The organism is Alloyangia pacifica (assembly GCF_900116195.1).
GTDB classification, from domain to species: domain Bacteria; phylum Pseudomonadota; class Alphaproteobacteria; order Rhodobacterales; family Rhodobacteraceae; genus Salipiger; species Salipiger pacificus.
Genome location: NZ_FOZW01000001.1, coordinates 326,794 through 345,428 on the forward strand (window position 1 = coordinate 326,794; position 18,635 = coordinate 345,428).

The 18,635-nt window shown below is 67.0% G+C and carries 21 protein-coding genes; 11 read left to right on the plus strand and 10 right to left on the minus strand.

What is annotated here, in order from left to right:
* Positions 1 to 139: 139 nt before the first annotated feature.
* The 3 genes from BM397_RS01600 to BM397_RS29190 are packed head-to-tail and all read right to left on the minus strand — an operon-like array spanning position 140 to position 2,800.
* Positions 140 to 1,066: a site-specific tyrosine recombinase XerD gene (locus BM397_RS01600; protein ID WP_092420690.1), complete on the minus strand. Its 927-nt coding sequence runs from the start codon at positions 1,064 to 1,066 to the stop codon at positions 140 to 142.
* Positions 1,063 to 2,613, minus strand: coding sequence for a hypothetical protein (locus BM397_RS01605; protein ID WP_092420693.1), 1,551 nt, complete (start codon positions 2,611 to 2,613; stop codon positions 1,063 to 1,065). Before BM397_RS01605 ends, BM397_RS01600 begins: the two co-directional genes overlap by 4 nt.
* A gap of 37 nt (positions 2,614 to 2,650) precedes the next feature.
* Positions 2,651 to 2,800 (minus strand): hypothetical protein, encoded by a 150-nt coding sequence (locus BM397_RS29190; protein WP_176476714.1) that lies wholly within the window; start codon positions 2,798 to 2,800, stop codon positions 2,651 to 2,653.
* A gap of 94 nt (positions 2,801 to 2,894) precedes the next feature.
* Here BM397_RS29190 and BM397_RS01610 point away from each other — a divergent pair, with 94 nt between their 5' ends.
* From BM397_RS01610 to BM397_RS01620, 3 genes are all read left to right on the plus strand, one after another.
* A complete protein-coding gene (locus BM397_RS01610; RefSeq protein ID WP_092420696.1) occupies positions 2,895 to 3,470 on the plus strand; it encodes a shikimate kinase in 576 nt (191 codons plus the stop codon).
* Positions 3,467 to 4,597, plus strand: a complete 1,131-nt coding sequence (gene aroB / locus BM397_RS01615; RefSeq protein ID WP_092420699.1) for a 3-dehydroquinate synthase — start codon at positions 3,467 to 3,469, stop codon at positions 4,595 to 4,597. Before BM397_RS01610 ends, aroB begins: the two co-directional genes overlap by 4 nt.
* 916 nt (positions 4,598 to 5,513) lie before the next feature.
* Positions 5,514 to 5,789, plus strand: a complete 276-nt coding sequence (locus BM397_RS01620) for a hypothetical protein (protein WP_092420702.1) — start codon at positions 5,514 to 5,516, stop codon at positions 5,787 to 5,789.
* A 340-nt stretch (positions 5,790 to 6,129) separates the two neighbouring features.
* On the opposite strand, the gene BM397_RS29195 is transcribed toward BM397_RS01620, so the two are convergent.
* Positions 6,130 to 6,498, minus strand: coding sequence for a hypothetical protein (locus BM397_RS29195; protein ID WP_176806502.1), 369 nt, complete (start codon positions 6,496 to 6,498; stop codon positions 6,130 to 6,132).
* On the opposite strand from BM397_RS29195, the gene BM397_RS01630 reads away from it, so the two are divergent.
* Both BM397_RS01630 and BM397_RS01635 read left to right on the plus strand, forming a co-directional pair.
* Complete coding sequence (locus BM397_RS01630) at positions 6,463 to 6,879, plus strand: glycosyltransferase family 25 protein (protein WP_176806506.1); 417 nt, start codon at positions 6,463 to 6,465, stop codon at positions 6,877 to 6,879. The two genes, BM397_RS29195 and BM397_RS01630, sit on opposite strands and share 36 nt — an antisense overlap.
* Positions 6,880 to 7,015: 136 nt before the next feature.
* On the plus strand, positions 7,016 to 7,561 hold the full coding sequence (locus tag BM397_RS01635) for a YaeQ family protein (protein ID WP_092420712.1): 546 nt from the start codon (positions 7,016 to 7,018) through the stop codon (positions 7,559 to 7,561).
* A gap of 411 nt (positions 7,562 to 7,972) precedes the next feature.
* Here the strand turns inward: BM397_RS01635 and BM397_RS01640 are convergent, their stop codons facing one another.
* Positions 7,973 to 8,200, minus strand: coding sequence for a DUF1127 domain-containing protein (locus BM397_RS01640; protein ID WP_092420715.1), 228 nt, complete (start codon positions 8,198 to 8,200; stop codon positions 7,973 to 7,975).
* A gap of 70 nt (positions 8,201 to 8,270) precedes the next feature.
* Between BM397_RS01640 and BM397_RS01645 the strand changes: the two genes are divergently transcribed.
* From BM397_RS01645 to BM397_RS01660, 4 genes are all read left to right on the plus strand, one after another.
* Complete coding sequence (locus tag BM397_RS01645) at positions 8,271 to 9,698, plus strand: aminotransferase-like domain-containing protein (protein ID WP_092420718.1); 1,428 nt, start codon at positions 8,271 to 8,273, stop codon at positions 9,696 to 9,698.
* 189 nt (positions 9,699 to 9,887) lie between these two features.
* The gene (gene rplM, locus BM397_RS01650) at positions 9,888 to 10,346 is read left to right on the plus strand and encodes a 50S ribosomal protein L13 (protein WP_092420721.1); all 459 of its coding nucleotides are present in this window, start codon (positions 9,888 to 9,890) and stop codon (positions 10,344 to 10,346) included.
* Positions 10,347 to 10,348: 2 nt separating this feature from the next.
* On the plus strand, positions 10,349 to 10,837 hold the full coding sequence (rpsI, locus tag BM397_RS01655; protein WP_092420724.1) for a 30S ribosomal protein S9: 489 nt from the start codon (positions 10,349 to 10,351) through the stop codon (positions 10,835 to 10,837).
* 147 nt (positions 10,838 to 10,984) lie between these two features.
* Positions 10,985 to 12,019 carry a glycosyltransferase family 2 protein gene (locus BM397_RS01660; RefSeq protein ID WP_176806507.1) on the plus strand — a complete coding sequence of 345 codons (1,035 nt, stop codon included), beginning with the start codon at positions 10,985 to 10,987 and terminating at the stop codon, positions 12,017 to 12,019.
* On the opposite strand, the gene BM397_RS01665 is transcribed toward BM397_RS01660, so the two are convergent.
* The 5 genes from BM397_RS01665 to BM397_RS01685 form a co-directional block, all read right to left on the minus strand.
* The gene (locus tag BM397_RS01665) at positions 12,006 to 12,869 is read right to left on the minus strand and encodes a hypothetical protein (RefSeq protein ID WP_092420729.1); all 864 of its coding nucleotides are present in this window, start codon (positions 12,867 to 12,869) and stop codon (positions 12,006 to 12,008) included. The genes BM397_RS01660 and BM397_RS01665 overlap by 14 nt on opposite strands.
* 134 nt (positions 12,870 to 13,003) lie before the next feature.
* A complete protein-coding gene (locus BM397_RS01670) occupies positions 13,004 to 13,621 on the minus strand; it encodes a TetR/AcrR family transcriptional regulator (protein WP_092420733.1) in 618 nt (205 codons plus the stop codon).
* The gene (gene ppk2, locus BM397_RS01675; RefSeq protein WP_245695981.1) at positions 13,614 to 14,501 is read right to left on the minus strand and encodes a polyphosphate kinase 2; all 888 of its coding nucleotides are present in this window, start codon (positions 14,499 to 14,501) and stop codon (positions 13,614 to 13,616) included. The genes BM397_RS01670 and ppk2 overlap by 8 nt, the downstream gene beginning before the upstream one ends.
* Positions 14,502 to 14,555: 54 nt before the next feature.
* Positions 14,556 to 15,500 carry an alpha/beta fold hydrolase gene (locus tag BM397_RS01680; RefSeq protein ID WP_092420740.1) on the minus strand — a complete coding sequence of 315 codons (945 nt, stop codon included), beginning with the start codon at positions 15,498 to 15,500 and terminating at the stop codon, positions 14,556 to 14,558.
* 3 nt (positions 15,501 to 15,503) lie between these two features.
* A complete protein-coding gene (locus BM397_RS01685) occupies positions 15,504 to 16,463 on the minus strand; it encodes a homoserine O-succinyltransferase (RefSeq protein WP_092420743.1) in 960 nt (319 codons plus the stop codon).
* Positions 16,464 to 16,859: 396 nt separating this feature from the next.
* Here BM397_RS01685 and BM397_RS01690 point away from each other — a divergent pair, with 396 nt between their 5' ends.
* Both BM397_RS01690 and purQ read left to right on the plus strand, forming a co-directional pair.
* Positions 16,860 to 17,897, plus strand: a complete 1,038-nt coding sequence (locus BM397_RS01690; RefSeq protein WP_092420746.1) for a zinc-binding dehydrogenase — start codon at positions 16,860 to 16,862, stop codon at positions 17,895 to 17,897.
* 50 nt (positions 17,898 to 17,947) lie between these two features.
* Positions 17,948 to 18,616 carry a phosphoribosylformylglycinamidine synthase subunit PurQ gene (gene purQ / locus BM397_RS01695; protein WP_092420749.1) on the plus strand — a complete coding sequence of 223 codons (669 nt, stop codon included), beginning with the start codon at positions 17,948 to 17,950 and terminating at the stop codon, positions 18,614 to 18,616.
* The last annotated feature ends 19 nt before the right edge of the window (positions 18,617 to 18,635 follow it).

Consider the following 18,635-nt stretch of genomic DNA (forward strand, 5'->3'; position numbering starts at 1 on the left):
GTGATCCGCGAGTGGGGGCTCTGCCGCCGCATGCAGGATGAAGCGGGGGCGCGGCCCCCGCACCCCCGGGATATTTCCATCTAGACGAAGGGGATGCCCGCTCGGCGATGTGCCGCGTGTCCGCCGGTCCCGGGGTCCGTCAATCGCGGGCCATCGGGTGGTGGTCGAGCACCAGTTCGCGCAGGCGCTCTTCGAGGACGTGGGTGTAGATCTCAGTGGTCGCGACGTCCGCGTGGCCGAGGAAGGTCTGGATCGCCCGCAGGTCCGCGCCATTGGCCAGAAGGTGCGTGGCGAAGGCATGGCGCAGCGTGTGCGGCGTGACCTTGCCCGGCGAAACCCCTGCCGCAACGGCGATGTCCTTGATCATGATGTAGAAAGCGTGGCGCGTCAGGTGTCCGGCCTTGCCCCGCGAGGGGAAGAGGAAGCTCGAGGCAGGCTTGCCCTCGGCGCGTTTCAGCGCCTCCTGTGCGTCGCGCCGGGCCAGCCACTCCGCCAGCGCCGCGCGCGCCGGGGCCGAGAGCGGCACCATGCGTTCCTTGCCGCCCTTGCCGCGGATCAGCAGCATGCGCGGATCGCCGCGCGCCGACGAGAGCGGCAGGGTGACCAGCTCGCTCACGCGCATGCCCGTGGCGTAGAGCAGCTGCATCAGGCAGACGTTGCGCAGCTTGTCGTCCTTGCTGCGGCCATGGCGCTCGGAGGCGTCGAGCAGCCGGTCCACCTCTTCGGTCGAAAGCGTCTTGGGCAGGCGTTTGGGCCGCCCGGGTCCGGAGATCTGAACCGCCGGATTGTCGGCGCGCAGCCCCTCCTCGAAGGCGAAGCGGTAGAGCTGCTTGATCGACGAGAGCCGTCGGGCGCGGGTCGAGACTGCGAGCCCTTCGGCCTCGCAGGAGATGAGGTAATCCTCGACGTCGCCGCGCTGCGCGTTTGCGAGATCGAGTTTGCGCGCGGCGAGCCAGGCGCTGAAGGCCGAGAGGTCACGGCCATAGGCCGCCTGGGTATTGTCCGCCGCGCCGCGCTCGGCGGCCTGCGCCTCGAGAAAGGCGGAGACCCAGTTCGCCGCGCTCACAGCGGCGCGCCTTCGTCCGACAGGATCATCTGCTGGATCGCGGCGCGGCGCGCCGTGTCCTCCAGCCCGACCCGGCGCAGCGTTGCCAGCGCGCCGGTGAGATCGTCGTGGTTGCCCTGCGCGCCGGATTTGAACAGGGCGATGGCGCGCAGGATGGCCTCGCCAAGCTTGCCCTCGCGCAGCAGCGCCTCCAGCTCGGCGGGCACCGCGGCGTCGGGGCGCCAAGCATCGGTCACCGCCTGCGCGGCGGGGGTGAGCGGGGTCTCGGCGGGCAGCTCGCCCTGGGCCACGGCGTTGACCGCGCGGATCAGCCCGGTGCGCGCGGGCAGGCGGCGGGCGGCGGCCTCGTAGTCGGGCGAGAGCAGCGCCGCGCGCTGCGCCAGCGCCGCGGCGCGGCGGTCGAGGTCGAGCCCCTGCAGGCGCGGCGCGTAAAGTTCGGAGAAGGGAACCAGCAGCCCGGCGCTGCGCATTTGCGGCCAGGCGGCGAGCAGCGCGGGGCCGATCAGGTCGCTGCGGCCCGCGTTCAGCGCGGCCTCCAGCGCCTGCACCGCCTCGACGCGATCCCAGACGCCCCCCGAGGCGGCGGGCTCACGGTCGGTATAGATGCCGAGCAGGCGGTTCTCGGACAGGGTGCCGCGCCGGGCCAGCCGTTCGGCAGCGAGGATCTGCGCCCGCCAGCCGCTGTTGCCGGAAAGATCGGCGGCAGCGAACATGCGCGGCAGCGGCTGCGTGGGCAGCGCCTCGCCAATGGCCTCGAAGAGGTGGAACTCGAGTGGTGTCGGCCGGGCCGGCGGGTTGAGCGGCTCGGAGGCGTCGATCAGCTCGGGGTCGAGGAAGCGGGCGAGCAGCTCGGCATCGCGCGGGCCGATCTGCCCGAGCGCCTGGGCCGAGCCGTAGACGGTGACCGCATGCTCCCAGTTTTCGGTTCGCGCGTCGCAGTAGATGCGGGTCGCAAGGTCTTGGGAAAGGTGGGGTTTCTGGGATAGGGCGCGGCAGGCGGCCTCGTCGTCTCCGGCGATCAGAGACAGGTCGAGCCAGCGCGAGAAGATCTCCGGCCCGCTGTCGCCGCCGGCCTGTTCGACCAGCGCCAGCGCGGCGTCCACAGCGCCTTCCTCCATCAACCGGTCGATCCGTGCCACCAGCAGCGACGCGCTGCCCTCGGGGGCGTCGGCCTCGGCCAGCAGCAGGGTCAGAAACTGCGCCGAAAGCGCCGGAACCGCGGGGTCGACACGGGCGATCAGCGCCGCGAGCTGCGCAGCGTCGGAGCCGGACCAGAGGGTGCGCGGCAGGCCGGTCAGCGCGCTCGACAGCAGGCCCGCCGCCTCGGCGTTCGGCGCATCCAGCGGAGCGCTCTGCACGTTCGGTGTCTCGCCGGATGTTGCCACCGGCGGTTCGTCATGCAGGGGGCGCTGGCTGCGCGGCGCGTCGGGATGGGGCGTCTGCGTGGCGCCCGAGGGCCGGGGGTCGGGCAGGGGCAGGGCGGCGTTCACGCCGGGACCGCGCTTGAGCCAGTCTATGGCAGCAAGCGGGGCCTCGGCAGCGAGCACCGTCGGTGTGCCCAGGGCAAGGGCGCAAAGGAGAAGCCTAGTTCGCATCAAGCTCCACGGGCTGCCGGATCTCCGTCTGGGGCGGCGAGAAGTCGGCGCCGAAATAGGGACCCACGTAGGCGTAGGCCACCAGCGCGATCGCTGCCAGAAGGAGAAGGATTAGAAGGGGTTTGAACAGTCGTCCCATATGCTCAGTCGTCCTGCCTCATGTTTTTTGTCACTTATACCTAGCCTTTTTGGCGGTGACAGGTCATTCACGGCCTCAGGAGGCAGAATTGGCGATGCATGGCCGAGAAACAAGGGGATTGAACCCGAAGTTGAAAAAGACAGTTGTGCTAGTGGGCATGATGGGAGCAGGAAAATCGGCCGTCGGCCGGGCGCTCGCCTCTGCCCTGGACGTGCCGTTCCGCGATTCGGATACCGAGATCGAAACGGCGGCGAACATGACCATCGCCGAGATCTTCGCCCGTGACGGCGAGGCGTTCTTCCGGCGCAAGGAAACCCAGGTGATCGAGCGTCTGCTCGATTCCCGCCCGGCGGTCCTGTCGACCGGCGGTGGCGCCTATATGGCCGAGGAAAACCGCAGGATGATCACCGAGAAGGGCGTCGCCGTCTGGCTCGATGCCGATCTCAGGGTGCTCTGGAGCCGGGTGCGCCACAGGGACTCGCGGCCGCTGCTGCAGACCTCCGATCCGCTGGCCACGCTCACCGAGATCTACGAGCGTCGCGTGCCGATCTACGCGCAGGCGGACCTTGCGGTGAAATCCGAGCAGGGGCTGTCGGTGGAAGGTATGGCCCGCAAGGTGATCGAGACATTGATGACACGACCCGACGTATTGGAGGAATGCGCCAGATGAGCGAAGCGGTGCAGGCAGAAACGGTGCATGTGGACCTTGGTGCGCGGGCCTATGACGTGCGCATCGGCGGCGGGCTGTTGGCCCGCGCAGGGGCGGAGATCGCGCCGCTCCTCGGCGGGCGCAAGCGGGTGGTGGTGGTCAGCGACGAGACTGTCGCGGCCGCGCATCTGCCGGCGCTGAAGGACGGGCTGGCGGCGGTAGGCATCTCCTGCGAGGCGCTGACGCTCACCCCCGGCGAGGCGACCAAGTGCTGGCGCGAACTGGAGCGGGTGACCGAATGGCTGCTGGCGCAACGGGTCGAGCGGCGCGACGTGGTGATCGCGCTCGGCGGCGGGGTGATCGGCGATCTTGTCGGCTTTGCCGCTGCCATCTTGCGTCGCGGCGTGCGCTTCGTGCAGATCCCGACATCGCTCTTGGCGCAGGTCGACAGCTCGGTCGGCGGCAAGACCGGGATCAACTCGCCCGCGGGCAAGAACCTCATCGGTGCCTTCCACCAGCCCTCGCTGGTGCTGGCCGACATTGACGTTTTGCAGACGCTGCAGCCGCGTGACTTCCTCGCGGGCTACGGCGAGGTGGTGAAATACGGGCTGCTCGGCGACGCGAAGTTCTTCACCTGGCTCGAGGTCGGTGCCGAGGACCTGCTGGCCCGCCGCCCGGCGGCGCTGGCCCATGCGGTCACCCGCTCGGTCGAGATGAAGGCCGAGATCGTGGTGCGCGACGAGACCGAGCAGGGCGATCGCGCCTTGCTCAACCTCGGCCACACCTTCTGCCACGCGCTGGAGGCGGCGACGGGCTATTCGGATCGGCTGCTGCACGGCGAGGGCGTGGCAATCGGTTGCGCTCTGGCCTTCGAGCTGTCGGCCCGGCTCGGGCTTTGCCCGCAGGAGGACCCGTCGCGGCTCCGCGCACATCTCGCCGAGATGGGGATGAAGCGCGACATTGCGGACATTCCCGGCGAGCTGCCCTCGGCCGAGGCGCTTTACGATCTGATGGGTCAGGACAAGAAGGTGCTCGACGGCGCCATCCGCTTCATCCTCGCCCATGGCATCGGTCGCGCTTTCGTCACCGCCGACGTGCCGCGCGAGGCGGTGCTCGGACTGCTGCGTGAGGGCCTGGCGGGCCGCTGAAAGGCGGTCCGAGCGGGGCGCTGCGCGTCGTTTGGCGGCATCCGGAGGCGGCTGTTCCTGCGAGGTGGTGCGCTTTGGGCCCTGCAGTGGCCCCAGCGCGACGCATGCGGCTGCCGTGCAAGCAGCCGGCGGTGGCGCTTGCGGTCCGTGTTTTCTGGGGGCGGGCACGTCACGAGGGGTCAGCGGATCGCCGATACGCTTCCCGCGGTTTCTCGCACCGCGCCGCTGGCGCTGATCGGCGCCGGAACATCAAGGACCCGGCGCTCAGTTTTCTCTGCCGCGCGCCGTGGTCCTCATTCACGAGGTCAGCCTCGCCCCCCTTCGCAACCAAGTGGCAGAGGTTGCGCCTCATCGACGGCAGGTGTCCCCTGAAGGCTCGGCTTACCCGCCGCAGCGCGCTCTGATCGGGAGCGACGCCTGCGCTGCGAACTCGTGTTATGCGCCCGCCTGCCGGAGCGTGCGGCTGAAGTGTTTCCATCCTGTGCCCGCATGGCCGCGTTGCCGCAGGTCGGCCCGCAATCGCACCCAAGGGGCGACGACATCCGGCTCTTCGAGAACCTAAATGCCAGCGCGCCATGGCGGTTGACCCGCGGGCGGTGTGTTTGGAGCGCTTGGCTGAGCAGGCTCCTGGATCGTCCCCAAGATCACCTCGTGCCCGCTCCGAAAAAAGGGGGGCGACGGGCCCCGCTCCGGTGTCTCGTGGCTTCGATGATGAATTTTAAGAAAGGGCGACACATTTCTACGCTTTGGGCGCAAGTTCGATGCCGCCAATCGATCAACAAGCACGTTGCAATACGATCACATATTTAGATTCCAATTCATAGCTTACGCAGCGGATGGCATTCATCCTCGCTTGTTAACTTCAGCGTTAGAGCGCATTCCTGCGGCGTGAGTATATGTCAGAGGTGGCGCAGTAATGGTGTTTGATTTGCAATCTGATATTCCGATAATTTCCGAAGAAAGCAGCGCGTCTGATTTGTTGGTGTACATTCGAATTCTCGAAGCGCGCCTCGAAATACACCTTGTGCCCGACGCAGGTTTATTGAGCGCGACCGGGATGCTGGCGGATGGTGCAGTGCGCTACGTTCCTGCTTCGCAAGCCGAGAGGGTCAGGAAGCTGCAATCGGGTATGGATGCGGTTTCTCTCAGGGAGGCCGAAATCGCGGCGCTCAGGGAGTTGGTGAACTCCTGAGAGGGCGCGTCCCGCCTTCGCTTGGTCGAGGTGCCTGGGCCCAATGCCCTCAGCTTTGAGGTATGCTCTCTAAGCTCTATGTATTGCCACAATATTTTGACCCTGAGGCGTGGCGGAAACCGCGTCGGGTCCGGGCTGCGGTCTGGCAGGCTGCGCAGCGCGTTGAATGGTCTGGTCCGGCGAACATTTGCCTTGGGCGTCGTTGAACGCCGCGTCGATCCGTCTTGCGCTTTCGGCTGGGTTCGGAGGCGATTTGTCACCGCCGCCACGAAAATATCTAATAAATGGACGCCGAAATTCCGAAGGTTTCTCCTCAATGAGAAATATCCGAAAGCATAGCTTACTCGACGTTATAGGCGTATGGGGTCTGGCGTTGCATGGACCAGGCCATTTCTTTGATATCTAGCTGCGCGCCGGGGTAGTTCATTCCCTGTTTTGTTTTGAGAAATCCACCACGGACAGATGAGCTATGCCCTTGCAGGACTGCATCATTCACAATAGAGAAAATCCGAAGTCCGTGGAATTGGCCGAGCGCTGCGAAGTCTCCCGTCGTGCGGTCGGGCAACCCGCAATGCGTGTGCAGGGTGTCGAAAAATCCACGGCGGCGCAAATGGCCGCGGCCGGTGGATTCTATTTCGGGTTCGATTGCGTGTAGAATCAGGCCGTGAGGTCGTTGCGGGAAAGCCAGATCGCTGTCTTTCTGGCGCATCGCGCGCTGTGGGAGACCTGTGACCAGCTGGATGAGCCAATCGTCATCTTCGAGCACGACGCGACGCTGCTTGCGCCGATCGGCCCGCCGCGCTTTCGCTACGTGCTGAACCTGCAACGGACCTCATGGGACGATCCCGGGTTTCGCTATCACACGAAGATGCAGGCACTTGTTGATGCCAAGCGCAGCTACGGCAGCGCCAAGTACATCTGCCTGCCCGGTGCGGCCGCTTACGCGATCACGCCCGAGGCGGCGCGGATATTGCTGCGAATCCGCTCGCTGCTCCCGGCGGACCTCTTTGTGAACAAGTATCTGCTGGAGATCGACGACGACCCGGCATTGCCCGCGACAGTCGGTCACGACTTCAGCCTGAACATATAGGCCGGGCGGCTGGGGCGCGTGGGGCCCGGCCACTCGACGCCTTCGCCGATTTATTGCCAAGGGCGAGCCGCAATCTGCTTTCACAAAGCTCGCAGACCCACTAGGCATCGCTAGCTTCGCGAGTGAGGGACCTGTCATGGCGCAAAAATCCACCATCTACAAAGTCGAGCTATCGGTGTCCGACATGGATCGGCACTACTACGAGACGCATAAGCTGACCGTCGCCAAGCATCCCTCGGAGACGGACGAGAGGTTGATGGTGCGGCTGCTGGCTTTTGCGCTGAACGCCGGCGAGCAGCTGGAGCTGACCAAGGGGCTCTCGACGGATGACGAGCCGGACATCTGGCAGAAGAGCCTCAGCGGCGAGCTGGAGCTTTGGGTGGCCCTGGGCTTGCCGAGCGACAAGGTGGTGCGTCAGTCCTGTGGCAAGGCGGGCAAGGTGGTGGTCTATGCCTATGGCGGGACGCCCGCCGAAGTCTGGTGGGACAAGATCAGGGGCAGCGCCGCTCGTTTCGACAATCTTCAGGTCTTCAATATCCCGGAGCAGGCGTCCAGCGATCTGGCGGGGTTGGCCAGCCGCTCGATGAAGCTGCAGGTGAATATCCAGGACGGCGACGTCATGGTCGGGGTGGACGATCGTATCGTCTACGTGACCCCGGTCACCTGGAAGGATGTTTCCTGAAGGATCGCGTCCCGTGGTCCTGGCGGCCGCGATGAGACCCGGTGGGCCTCGGTGGGCTCCGGTGGGGCCGGGCCGGACCCAGAAGATCGGCCCGCCAGCGTTTGCCTCTGGCGGGCTCCACCCGATCCGGCGGGGGCGGCGCGCCGGAATCTGAGCCACACCTGAATGCCGGCGGGCAAGCGGCGTCGAGCCCGGCCGGGCGAGGGGCGGGCTCCCTCGAAAGCGCGTGGTGCGTCGCAACGATGGAGGAGCGCAACAAGCCATGAGCTCTGCGCGACTCCCTTGTTTCTTCTCTTTCCAAATACGCCTGTCCGGCCCTTCCACCGGCGCGGCGCTGGCGCAGGCGCGCATGAAAAAAGGCGCGAGGGAATGCCTCGCGCCCAGTGGAAGAGGTCCTGTCAGGTCCGGGGATCAGCCCTGCCAGAACTTGCGGCGCGCCTCCCGCAGGGCGACGTGCCGTTCGAGCCCGACGTCACGCAGCAGGTGGTCGTCGAGGTCGGTCAGCGCACGGCGGGTGCGGCGACGCTCGGACCATTGCGCGGTCACCACCGCCACGCGGAGCGCCAGCGCGGCAAACGGCGGCAGCGGTTTCTGCGCGTCGAGATAGGCGAGGTACGGGGCGTGGGCGGCATGTGCCATCGGTGTGTCTCCAGGTTTGTATCGGTACAATTATCTTGATCTCATGTTGAGATTGATACATTGTGCCCCAATGACCGTCGAGCAAAACATTGTCACCGATACAATTTTCGACCTGTTCGAAAATCAGGCATCCGGACCGAAATATCGTGCCCTCGCAAGCGCTTTGCGTGATGGCATTACGCATGGGCAGCTTTCGGCGGGCACGCGATTGCCACCGGTGCGCGAGCTCGGATGGCGGCTTGGCATGACGCCGGGCACCGTGGCGCGGGCTTATACAATCCTGACAGACGAGGGCGTGCTGGTGGCTGAGGTCGGCCGCGGCACCTTCGTGCGCGGCGAGGTGGAGAAAGCCGCGCCGCTGCTCATCGAGAGCGGCCCGCGCGAGGTCACGGAGTCCGGCGATCGCATGGTCAGCCTGTTCACCGGTCGCATTCCGGATCTCGGGCAGGTTGCGCTGGTGCGCGAGGCGCTGGCGCGGATTTCTGCCCGCCCGGCTCCGGGGTTGATGGATTATCCCACCAGCCGCGCTTTCGCCCCGGCCCGGCAGGTGGCGCTGGAGTGGTTGTCGGACGTGCCATTGGGACAGGTGCACCACGAGGATTTGGTGCTCAGCCACGGCGCGCAGAACGGCATCTCTCTGGTGATGCAGGCGGTGCTGCGGGGGCGGCGGCCGGTGGTGCTGGTGGAGGAGCTCTGCTACCCGGGCTTCCGCCGCGCCGCCGAGCTGCTGCGCGCCGAGCCGGTGCCCGTGCCGATGGATGAGCAGGGCATCCGCCCCGACGCGCTGCGCGAGCTTGCCCGCAAGCACGAAGCGCAGCTGCTCTGCACCTCGCCGGCGCTGCACAATCCAACCACCATCGTCACCCCGCCAGAGCGGCGCCGCGAGATCGCCGAGGTGGCGCGCAACTGCGGGCTGCACATCCTCGAGGACGACAGCACCTTCCTCGGGCAGGCGCGCTGCGAGACCTATCGCGCGATGCTGCCCGAGCAGGGCTGGTTCGTCTCGTCGATCTCCAAGACCCTGACACCGGGGCTGCGGGTGGGCTTTGCCATTGCCCCGCGGGCGCGGCGGGGCGATCTGCGGCGCGCGGCGGAATACGGTTTCTTCGGATTGGCGTTGCCGCTGGCGGACCTGGTGGCCGACCTTCTGGCGCGGCAGGAGACGAAGCAGATCGTCCGGGCCGTGCGCGAACGCAACGCGCTCTACGTGCGCAGCACGGTGAATTTCCTCGGCGGGCACGAGCTGCGCTGGAGCGAGGAGGCGCCCTTCGTCTGGCTGCGGCTGCCGCCGGGTTGGCGGGCGGCGGCCTTCTGCATGGCGGCCGAGGCGCAGGGGGTGCAGGTGCGGGCGGCCGAGGAGTTCGCCCTGCGCGATGCCTTTGCCCCGCATGCGGTGCGCATCGGGATGAACGGGCATGTGCCGCTGCCCGAATTCGAGCAGGCGATTCTGAGGCTGCGGCGACTGCTGGACGATCCGCCGGAGCAGATCCTCGTCTGACCGAGGGTTTGCAGGCGTCCGGCGCTGGATTCTTTGAGGTATTTAGATACCGTTTTTGCAGCGCGTTGAAAACGCTACATAAATCGCAAACAAGGGCGCTTGACTGTGCTGCCGGCGTGCTTATAACCCGCCCATCGGAATTCGGACCCCCCAGGCGGGTCCTCTATGAACAGCTCAAGGGCACCCACGATGAAAACCTTCTCTGCGACTCCTGCAGACATCGAGAAGAAATGGATCGTGATCGACGCGGATGGCGTCGTTCTCGGCCGTCTCGCCTCGATCATCGCCATGCGTCTGCGCGGCAAGCACATGGCCACCTTCACCCCGCACATGGACATGGGCGACAATGTCATCGTCATCAACGCCGACAAGGTGCAGATGACCGGCAAGAAGCGTGAAGAAAACTTCTACTGGCACACCGGTCACCCGGGCGGCATCAAGTCCCGCACGAAGGCCCAGATCCTCGAGGGTGCACACCCCGAGCGCGTCGTGTTCCAGGCCGTCAAGCGCATGCTCCCGGGCAACCGCCTGTCGCGCAAGCAACTGACCAACCTGCGCATCTACGCAGGCGCGGCGCACCCGCACGAGGCACAGTCGCCTGAAGTGCTGGACGTCAAGTCGATGAACAAGAAAAACACCCGGGTGTAATCATGGCCGAACAGATCAACTCCCTGGAAGAGCTCGGCACCGCAGCCGGCATCGAGACCGCACCCGCAGTCGTTGAAACCCCGCGCGAGCCCGTCCGTGACGAGCTTGGCCGTTCCTACGCGACCGGCAAGCGGAAGGACGCGGTTGCCCGCGTCTGGATCAAGCCGGGCTCCGGCAAGGTCGTGGTGAACGGCAAGGAACAGGCGAAGTACTTCGCACGTCCCGTGCTGCAGATGATCCTGCGCCAGCCCTTCACCATCGCCGGCGTCGAAGACCAGTTCGACGTGTACGCCACCGTGAAAGGCGGCGGTCTCTCGGGTCAGGCCGGTGCGGTCAAGCACGGCATCTCGAAAGCCCTGCAGCTCTACGATCCGTCGCTGCGCAGTGCTCTGAAAGCCGCAGGCTTCCTGACCCGCGACAGCCGCGTCGTCGAGCGTAAGAAGTTCGGTAAGCGCAAGGCACGCCGTAGCTTCCAGTTCTCGAAGCGCTGATCCGCGTCTCGATACGATTTTGCGAAGGCCGCTCCCCGGAGCGGCCTTTTGCTTTTGCGAGGCAGACGCTAGGACTGACCCGGCACTGATGCGCAGAGCGGCAACCGCGGCGCATCGCAAAATGGTTTCGGGATGAGAGGGCTCGGCATGGCGCCATACACAATCGATCGCGTGGCCGATCTGGTGGAGAGCGTCTCGCGCCCGGTCGATCCCGGCAAGCTGACGATTTTCTCGACCTTCCGCAACGAGATGGCGCTCTGCCCGGCCTTCTTCGAGCACTACCGCAGCATCGGGGCCGAGCAGTTCCTGATCATGGACGACCGCTCGGACGACGGTTCGGAGGACTGGCTCGACGCGCAGCCGGATTGCTGCGTCGTGCGCACCCGTTTCCGCTTCGGCGAGGAGATCGAGATCCAGCTCGAGGGTGCCGAGCCGCGCATGCAGCGCGCCGGCACATTCTACAAGATCGCCCTGCCGCATCTTTGGTTCGATGGTGCCTACGTCACCTATGTCGATGCCGACGAGTTCCTCTTCCTGCCGCCGGGCGTCGGCTCGCTGCAGGAGATCGCGGCGCGGCTGAAGGCCGAGGGTGCCGAGGCGGCGCTCGCCTCGGTGGTGGAGTTCTTTCCCGCCTCGGTCGAGGGGCTTTCCGGCCCGCTGCCGCAGAGTTTCGAGGGGATGCTCGAGGCCTATCCGTATTTCCAGGCGGAACAGCTGGTCGCGCTGGCGCCCGGCGGCATGGAACTGGTGGGCGAGAGCAAGACCGCGCGACTCTTCGCGCACTACGACATCAGGCCGAGGGTCGAGCGGCGCGGTTGGCACCGGATCTACATGCCCTCGCGGGTGCGCAAGGCGCAGAGTTTCCAGAAGGCTGCCCGGCACAAGACGCCCATGGTGCTGCGCAGCGGCACCAGTGGCATGGTCGATACCCACAACGCCAGCGCTCCACCCTCGCAGTCGGTGCTGCTGACGCTGGCGCATTTCGTCTACACGGCGGAATTCGCGGACAAAATCGCGCGCGCGATCTCTTGGGGGGCGCATGCCAACGGTGCCGCCAAGTACCGCTATTACGCCGAGCTTCTGGAGAAGATGGGCGGGGTCGAGAACGGCTTTCTCGACGAGAATTCAGTGCGCTACGAGGGGCCGGAGCAGCTCGTCGCGCTCGGTCTCATGCGCTGGTGAGCGCGTAGGGCGCGGAGGGCCAGAGCGTTTGGACCTGCGGCAGCCGCGCCGCGGCGGCCTCGTAGGCCGGTCGGTAGTGCACGGCGATCTCGGCGAGCAGATCGTCGGGCAGGCTGCCTGAGCCCTTGGCCCGCGCGTTGACCGCCTGTCCGCCCTGCGACGGATCGCACGGGACCTGAGCGAACTCCGACAGCGCGGCGACCCCCTCGGGGGTGAAGAGGTCCTCGAAGAGGCACAGGAAGCGATCTCCGGGGGCAAAGACCTGTTCGATCGCCGCGATGGTGCGGTCGTAGCGGCTGCGCGCCTCGGCCTCTGCGCTCGCGTAGAAGGCGCGCAGCGGCGCAGCGTTGCTTTCCTCCGCCGCAAGCCGGTCCTTGGCCATTTCCATCCGCATGTGCGAACGCAGCCGGTCGACCGGGTCGCGCATCGAGAAGATTGCCTTCACCGCGATGCCGCGTTTGCCGAACCCCTCCCGGATGCGCGCCAGCGTGTCGGCGGGCAGCGCGGCATACGAGGGGGTGATGTCGCCGGTGCGGACAATGCCGGGGCGCTCCAGCAGGCCGGCGAAATAGTCGAAATAGGCCTCGGTGTCGGTTTGCAGCCGCCAGCGCAGGTGCTGGGCGGGCTCCTCCGCGCCGAGGCTGGTCTTCAGCCGCGCGCGCAGCCGCTCCTTCAGCGGCGGCATGGGCACCTGATAGCGGGCGAAAACGCCGCCGAGCCGGTGCTCCCAGACCTGGTATTCACCGAGGCGGCCGAAATCGCTGCCCTGCTGCCGGTTCAGGTAGGCCTGGATCCAGGTCGAGCCGCATTTCTGGCCACCAAGGCCGAGGTAGAAGGTCTTTTGGGTCATGTCGCGGTCCTAGAAGGGGGCATCGTGGGGCTCTGCCCCCGCCGCCAAGGGCGGCTTTCTTTTTTGGAGAAGCGGGGCTCCGCCCCCGCCGCGCAGGGCGCGGCTCCCCCGGGATATTTCTGACAAGTGGAAGCTCAGGTGTCGGGCGGGATGAGGCCGAGGCCGCGCAGGTAGATGCCGATGCCGGTCTCCAGCAGCTCGTCGGCGGGGAAGGGCGACTGGGTGCCGGGAGAATTGCGGGCGAAGAGTTCCACCACGCCGTGGCTCATCGCCCAGATGTGGGCCGAGAACATCGAGGCGGGCGGGCGCTTTTCGGGCGGGATGTGTTGCGACAGATCCGAGGCGGCCTTTTCCAGAACGCCGCGGGCGTGGCGCGAGGCGGCGGCGAGCTCGGGCGAATGGTTCACCGACACGCCGCTTTCGAACATCGCGATATAGTGGCCGGGGTGGCGACGGGCGAAGGCGAGGTAGGCGCGACCCGTGGCCTCGAAGGCCGCCAGTGCCGAGGGCTGGCCGCTGTCATAGGCGTATTGCATCAGGTCGCCGAAGATCTCGTAGCCCTGCCGGGCCGCCTCGGCGATGAGATCCTCGCGCCCTGAGAAATGCCGGTAGACCGCGGCAGGGGTGACCCCGGCGCGTTTCGCCGCCTCCGACAGCGTGAAGCCGGTGGGGCCTTTTTCCTCGATCAGTTCCAGCGCCGCCTCGACCAGCGCCTGGCGGAGATTTCCGTGGTGGTAGCCGCGTTTACCCATCCCAGACGTCGGGACCTCCGGCGATCTTGGGATCGGGCGCGCCGACGTTGCGCTCGTCCTTGCTGTCGTAGTCGAGATGGGTGAGCACGTGGCGGATCGCCTCGATCCGGGCGCGCTTCTTGTCGTCCGAGCGGATCACCGTCCAGGGCGCGGCGGCGGTATGGCTGCGCGACAGCGTCTCCTGGATCGCCGCGCCGTAGTCGTCCCAGAGCTTCAGCCCCTCGACGTCGATCGACGAGAGCTTCCACTGTTTCAGCGGATCCTTCTCGCGCTCGAGGAAGCGGCGCAGCTGCTCGGCGCGGCCGACGTTGAGCCAGAACTTGAAGAGCCTGATGCCTTCCTCGACCAGCATCTTCTCGAAATCCGGTACCTGCGCGAAGAAGTGCTCGCGCTGCGCCTCGGTACAGAAGCCGAAGACTTTCTCCACCACGCCGCGGTTGTACCAGCTGCGGTCGAAGAAGACGATCTCGCCGCCCGCCGGAAGGTGGTCGATGTAGCGCTGCAGGTACCATTGCGTCGCCTCGGTGTCCGAGGGTTTGGAAAGCGCCACGACGCGGGCGCCGCGCGGGTTGAGGTTCTCGCGGAAACGCTTGATCGTGCCGCCCTTGCCGGCGGCGTCGCGGCCCTCGAAGAGGATGGCGATGCGCTCGCCGCTTTCCTTGACGTGGCGCTGCAGCTTCATCAGCTCGATCTGCAGGGACTTCATCTGCTTGTCGTAGGCCTTGCCCTTCATCTCCTCGGAGTAGGGATAGCTCGACGAGAGGATGTCATCCTTGTCGGCGCGGCGGATCGCCTCGCGGATCTCCTTGGGGGCCTCGCGTTCGAAGTAGGCGCTGATCGCGCCGTCGAAGGGCCTGGACGACTTGGACGACTTGGACACGGGGGCTGGTCCTTCCATCAGGTTGCTTCCGCTCAATATGGGGCGAAGCGGCGGCTAGCGCAAACCCGCGCGGGCGGCGGCGCGGGCGATGGCGGCGTCCATTTGCGCGGGGGTGACGTGTTGCGGCATGTGGCCGGTGCCGGGCAGGGTGACGAGGTTGGCCCCGGGGATCTGCGCCGCCGTGGGCACCGAGTGGATCTGCAGCCCGACGGTGGTGTCGGCCTCGCCGTGGATGAGCTCCACCGGCAGGTCGAGCGCCGGGTAGCGCGGGGCGAGGCTGCGGATCTCGGCCTTGAGGCTGGCGCGCTGGCGGGCGTTGGCGTCGAGGCTCTCGCGGCGGAGTGTCAGCGGTGCACCGATATGAGCGGCATAGCCCGGCGGCACGGGGTTGGGGGCGAAGACCTCGGTGATCGCCTCCTGCACCCTGGCGTCGGGCGCAAAGGCGGCGATGGCGGGATTGGCCAGCGGTGCGAGCGGGCCGGCGGTCAGCTTGTAGAAGAACGGCAGCCCGCCCTCCCAGGGCTGCGAGGCGGCGCCCAGCAGCACCAACGCCGAGACCCGTTCGGGGTGGTTCGCCGCCCAGGCCAGCGCCACTGCGCCGCCGTAGGACTGGCCGAGCACGATGGGGCGCGTCGCGCCGAGCTGCGCGGCGGCAGCCGAGAGCAGCGCGGCCTGCTCGAAGATGCTGTCACCCTCCGCTTCGGCCTCGGTATAGCCGAGCCCCGGGCGGTCGAAGGCGATGACTCGGTAATCGGCGCTCAGCCGGGAGACGGCGTCGAAGGTCCAGTCCCGCAGGTTGCCGCTGGCGCCGTGGATCAGCACCAGCGCCGGGCCGGAGCCCTGCTCGACGTAATGCACCCGGCGGCCGTCCACCTGCAGGAAATCGCCCTCGGGCGGAAAGGCGGCTTCGGCGGCGGCTTCCTCTTTTGCCGCCTTGCTGCCGGCAAGACCGCAGCCCGCCAGCACCAGCGCGGCAACCGGCAGCAGCGCCTGCCACATGGCTCAGGCCCCGACCTTGGTCGCGGCGCGCCAGTCGGTGGACTCGGTGCCGATGCGCGAGAGGTCGAACGGCGTGGTCATGTAGATTTCCGAGATCCAGTTGGTGAAGAGCAGATGCGCGTGGCTGCGCCAACGGTTCTGCGGCTTTTTCGTCGGATCGTCGTTCGGGTAGTAGTTGGCCGGCACGTTGATCGGCTTGCCGGCCTCGACGTCGCGGTCGTACTCGTCCTTCAGCGTGGTGCTGTCGTACTCGAGGTGGTTGAATATGTAGAGCGCGCGATGCGCCTTGTCCTCGACCAGCGCCGGGCCGGTCTCGGGCGAGTCGATCAGCACCGGAAGGCCAGCGGCCTCGATCTCGGCGCGCTGCATCTCGGTCCAGCGCGACACCGGCATCACCATGTCGTCCGAGAACCCGCGCAGGAAGGGCGAGGCGGGGGCGAGGTTCTGGTGGCGCACGCATCCGAAGGCCTTGTGGTCGAGGATGTGCTTCTTCACCCCGTGGAAGTAGTTGATCATCGCCATGCCGCCCCAGCAGACGCCGAAGGTGGCGTGCACATGGGTCTGGCTCCAGTCGAAGACGCGTTTCAGCTCGTCCCAGTAGGTGACCTCGGCGAACTCCAGATGCTCGATCGGCGCGCCGGTGATGATCAGCCCGTCGAACTTCTCGCCCGAGGCCTCGACCTCTGAGAAGGGCCGGTAGAAGGCCTCCATGTGCTCGGCGGCGGTGTTCCGCGTCTGGTGCTCGGTCATGCGGATCAGGCTGAACTCGATCTGCAGCGGCGTCGCCCCGATGAGGCGCGCGAACTGGTTCTCGGTCTGGATCTTCTTGGGCATGAGGTTGAGCAGGGCGATGCGCAGGGGCCGGATGTCCTGCCGCGAGGCGCTGTCCTCGGACATGACCATCACGCCCTCGCGCGAGAGCACGTCGTAGGCGGGAAGGTCTTCGGGCAGCTTGATGGGCATGGATATCGTCCTCTGGTCAGTTGCGAAGATGTATCGCCGCAGGGGCAATTGCTCAAGGGCTGCGTGGGGATGGCGGGGGCGGAGCAGGAGAGGGGGCCCAATCCCAACGATATGTGCAGCGCCCCGAGGCGCAGCCCTGACCCGACCGCTCCACGCGAAAGCGAGGGCGACGTCGCCGAAAATCTAGAGGTATGAGGGGGCGCTGCCCCCTCGCCGCTGCGCGGCTCACCCCCGGCGTATTTCGAAAGAGAAGAAGGCAGGCAGGGGCGCGGTGCGGGGGCGGGCCGACGCGGCGCGCGCGGGATGTTGTCGACAGGCGCGGGCACAGGATCGGGAGGGCTTGCCTTTGCCGGGCAGCTGTCGTTCTGTGATCGCAGAATCTGGAGGAGATGTCCCATGCGCGCCGCGGTGCTGAGAGAGTATAACGCCGACCTGTCCATCGAAGACGTTCCGATGCCGGAGTGCCCGGCGGACGGCGTGGTGCTGAAGGTGCTGGCCTGCGGCGTCTGTCGCTCGGACTGGCACGGCTGGTCAGGGGAGCATCCCCGGGTGAAGCCCGGTCAGATCCAGGGACATGAGTATTGTGGTGAGGTGGTCGAGGCCGGGCCGGACTCGCAATGGCAGGTCGGTGACAAGCTGGTCGCGCCGTTCATCCTTGCCTGCGGCACCTGCCCGCAATGCCGCGAGGGGCAGCAGCACACCTGCTTCGATCAGCGCCTGCCGGGGTTCATCGAGCCCGGCGCCTTTGCCGAATACGTCGCCGTGCCGCGCGACTTCAACCTTGCCCGGCTGCCCGAGGGCATGTCGCCGACGCTTGCGGCGGGGCTCGGTTGCCGGGTGACCACCGCCTGGCACGCGCTGACCGGGCGCGCGGCGCTGCAGGGCGGCGAGTGGCTGGCGGTGCATGGCACCGGGGGCATCGGGCTTTCGGCGGCCATCCTGGGGCGCGCGCTCGGGGCGCATGTGGTGGTGGTGGACGTGGTGCAGGAGAAGCTCGACCACGCGCTCTCGCTTGGCATGGATGCGGCGGTGAACGCCGCCGAGGAGGACGCGGCGGCGAAGATCAGGGAGATCACCGGCGGCGGCGCGCATGTCAGCGTCGAGGCGCTGGGGATTCCGCAGACCGTCAACGCCTCGATCCGCTGCCTGCGGCCCTTGGGGCGGCACGTGCAGGTCGGCATGCCGGTGGGCCATCACGCGGTGCAGGAGGTGGACATGAATGCCGTCTACATGGCCAACCTGGCGCTTTATGGCACCCGCGGCATGCCCTCGCATCGCTATCCGTCGCTGCTTGGATTGATTACGCGCGGAAAGGTGGATATGAGCCCGCTTATCGCGCGCGAGATTCCCCTCAGCCAGGCCGGGGCGGAGCTGGCGGCGTTCAACGGGCCGACGCCTCCGGGCGTGGCCGTGATCACCGATTTCACCCGCTGACGCGGGGGGCGGCGCCGGAGCGCGCCGCGAGGCCGTTCAGGAGAGTGCCCATGAAAGCCGCCGTCATCGTCTTCCCCGGATCGAACTGCGATCGTGATCTGAAGATGGCCTTCGAACAGGCCGGGCTCGAGGTCGAGATGGTCTGGCACAAGGACACCTCGCTGCCCGCGGGCATCGACATTGTCGGCCTGCCGGGCGGTTTCTCCTACGGCGACTACCTGCGCTGCGGCGCCATCGCCGCCAACTCGCCGATCTGCCGGGACGTGAAGGCCCATGCCGAGCGCGGCGGCTACGTCTTCGGTGTCTGCAACGGCTTCCAGATCCTCACCGAGACCGGGCTGCTGCCGGGCGCGCTGCTGCGCAACGCCAACCTCAAGTACATCTGCCGCACCGTGGGGCTGGAAGTGGCCGAAAGCCAGTCCGTCTTCACCCGTGGCTACGAGACGGGCGAGAAGATCGGCATCCCGATCGCGCACCATGACGGCAATTACACCGCCGACGCGGCGACGCTGGACATGCTGGAAGGCGAGGGCCGCGTGGCCTTCCGCTACACCGACAACCCCAACGGCGCGGATCGCGACATCGCCGGGATTCTCTCGGAAAACCGACGCGTTCTGGGGATGATGCCGCACCCCGAGCGGGCCTGCGATCCGGCGCAGGGCAACGAGGACGGTGCGCGTCTTTTCGCCAATCTGACGGCGGCTCTCGCCGAGGCTTGACCGGCACCGCTTGAGCCGG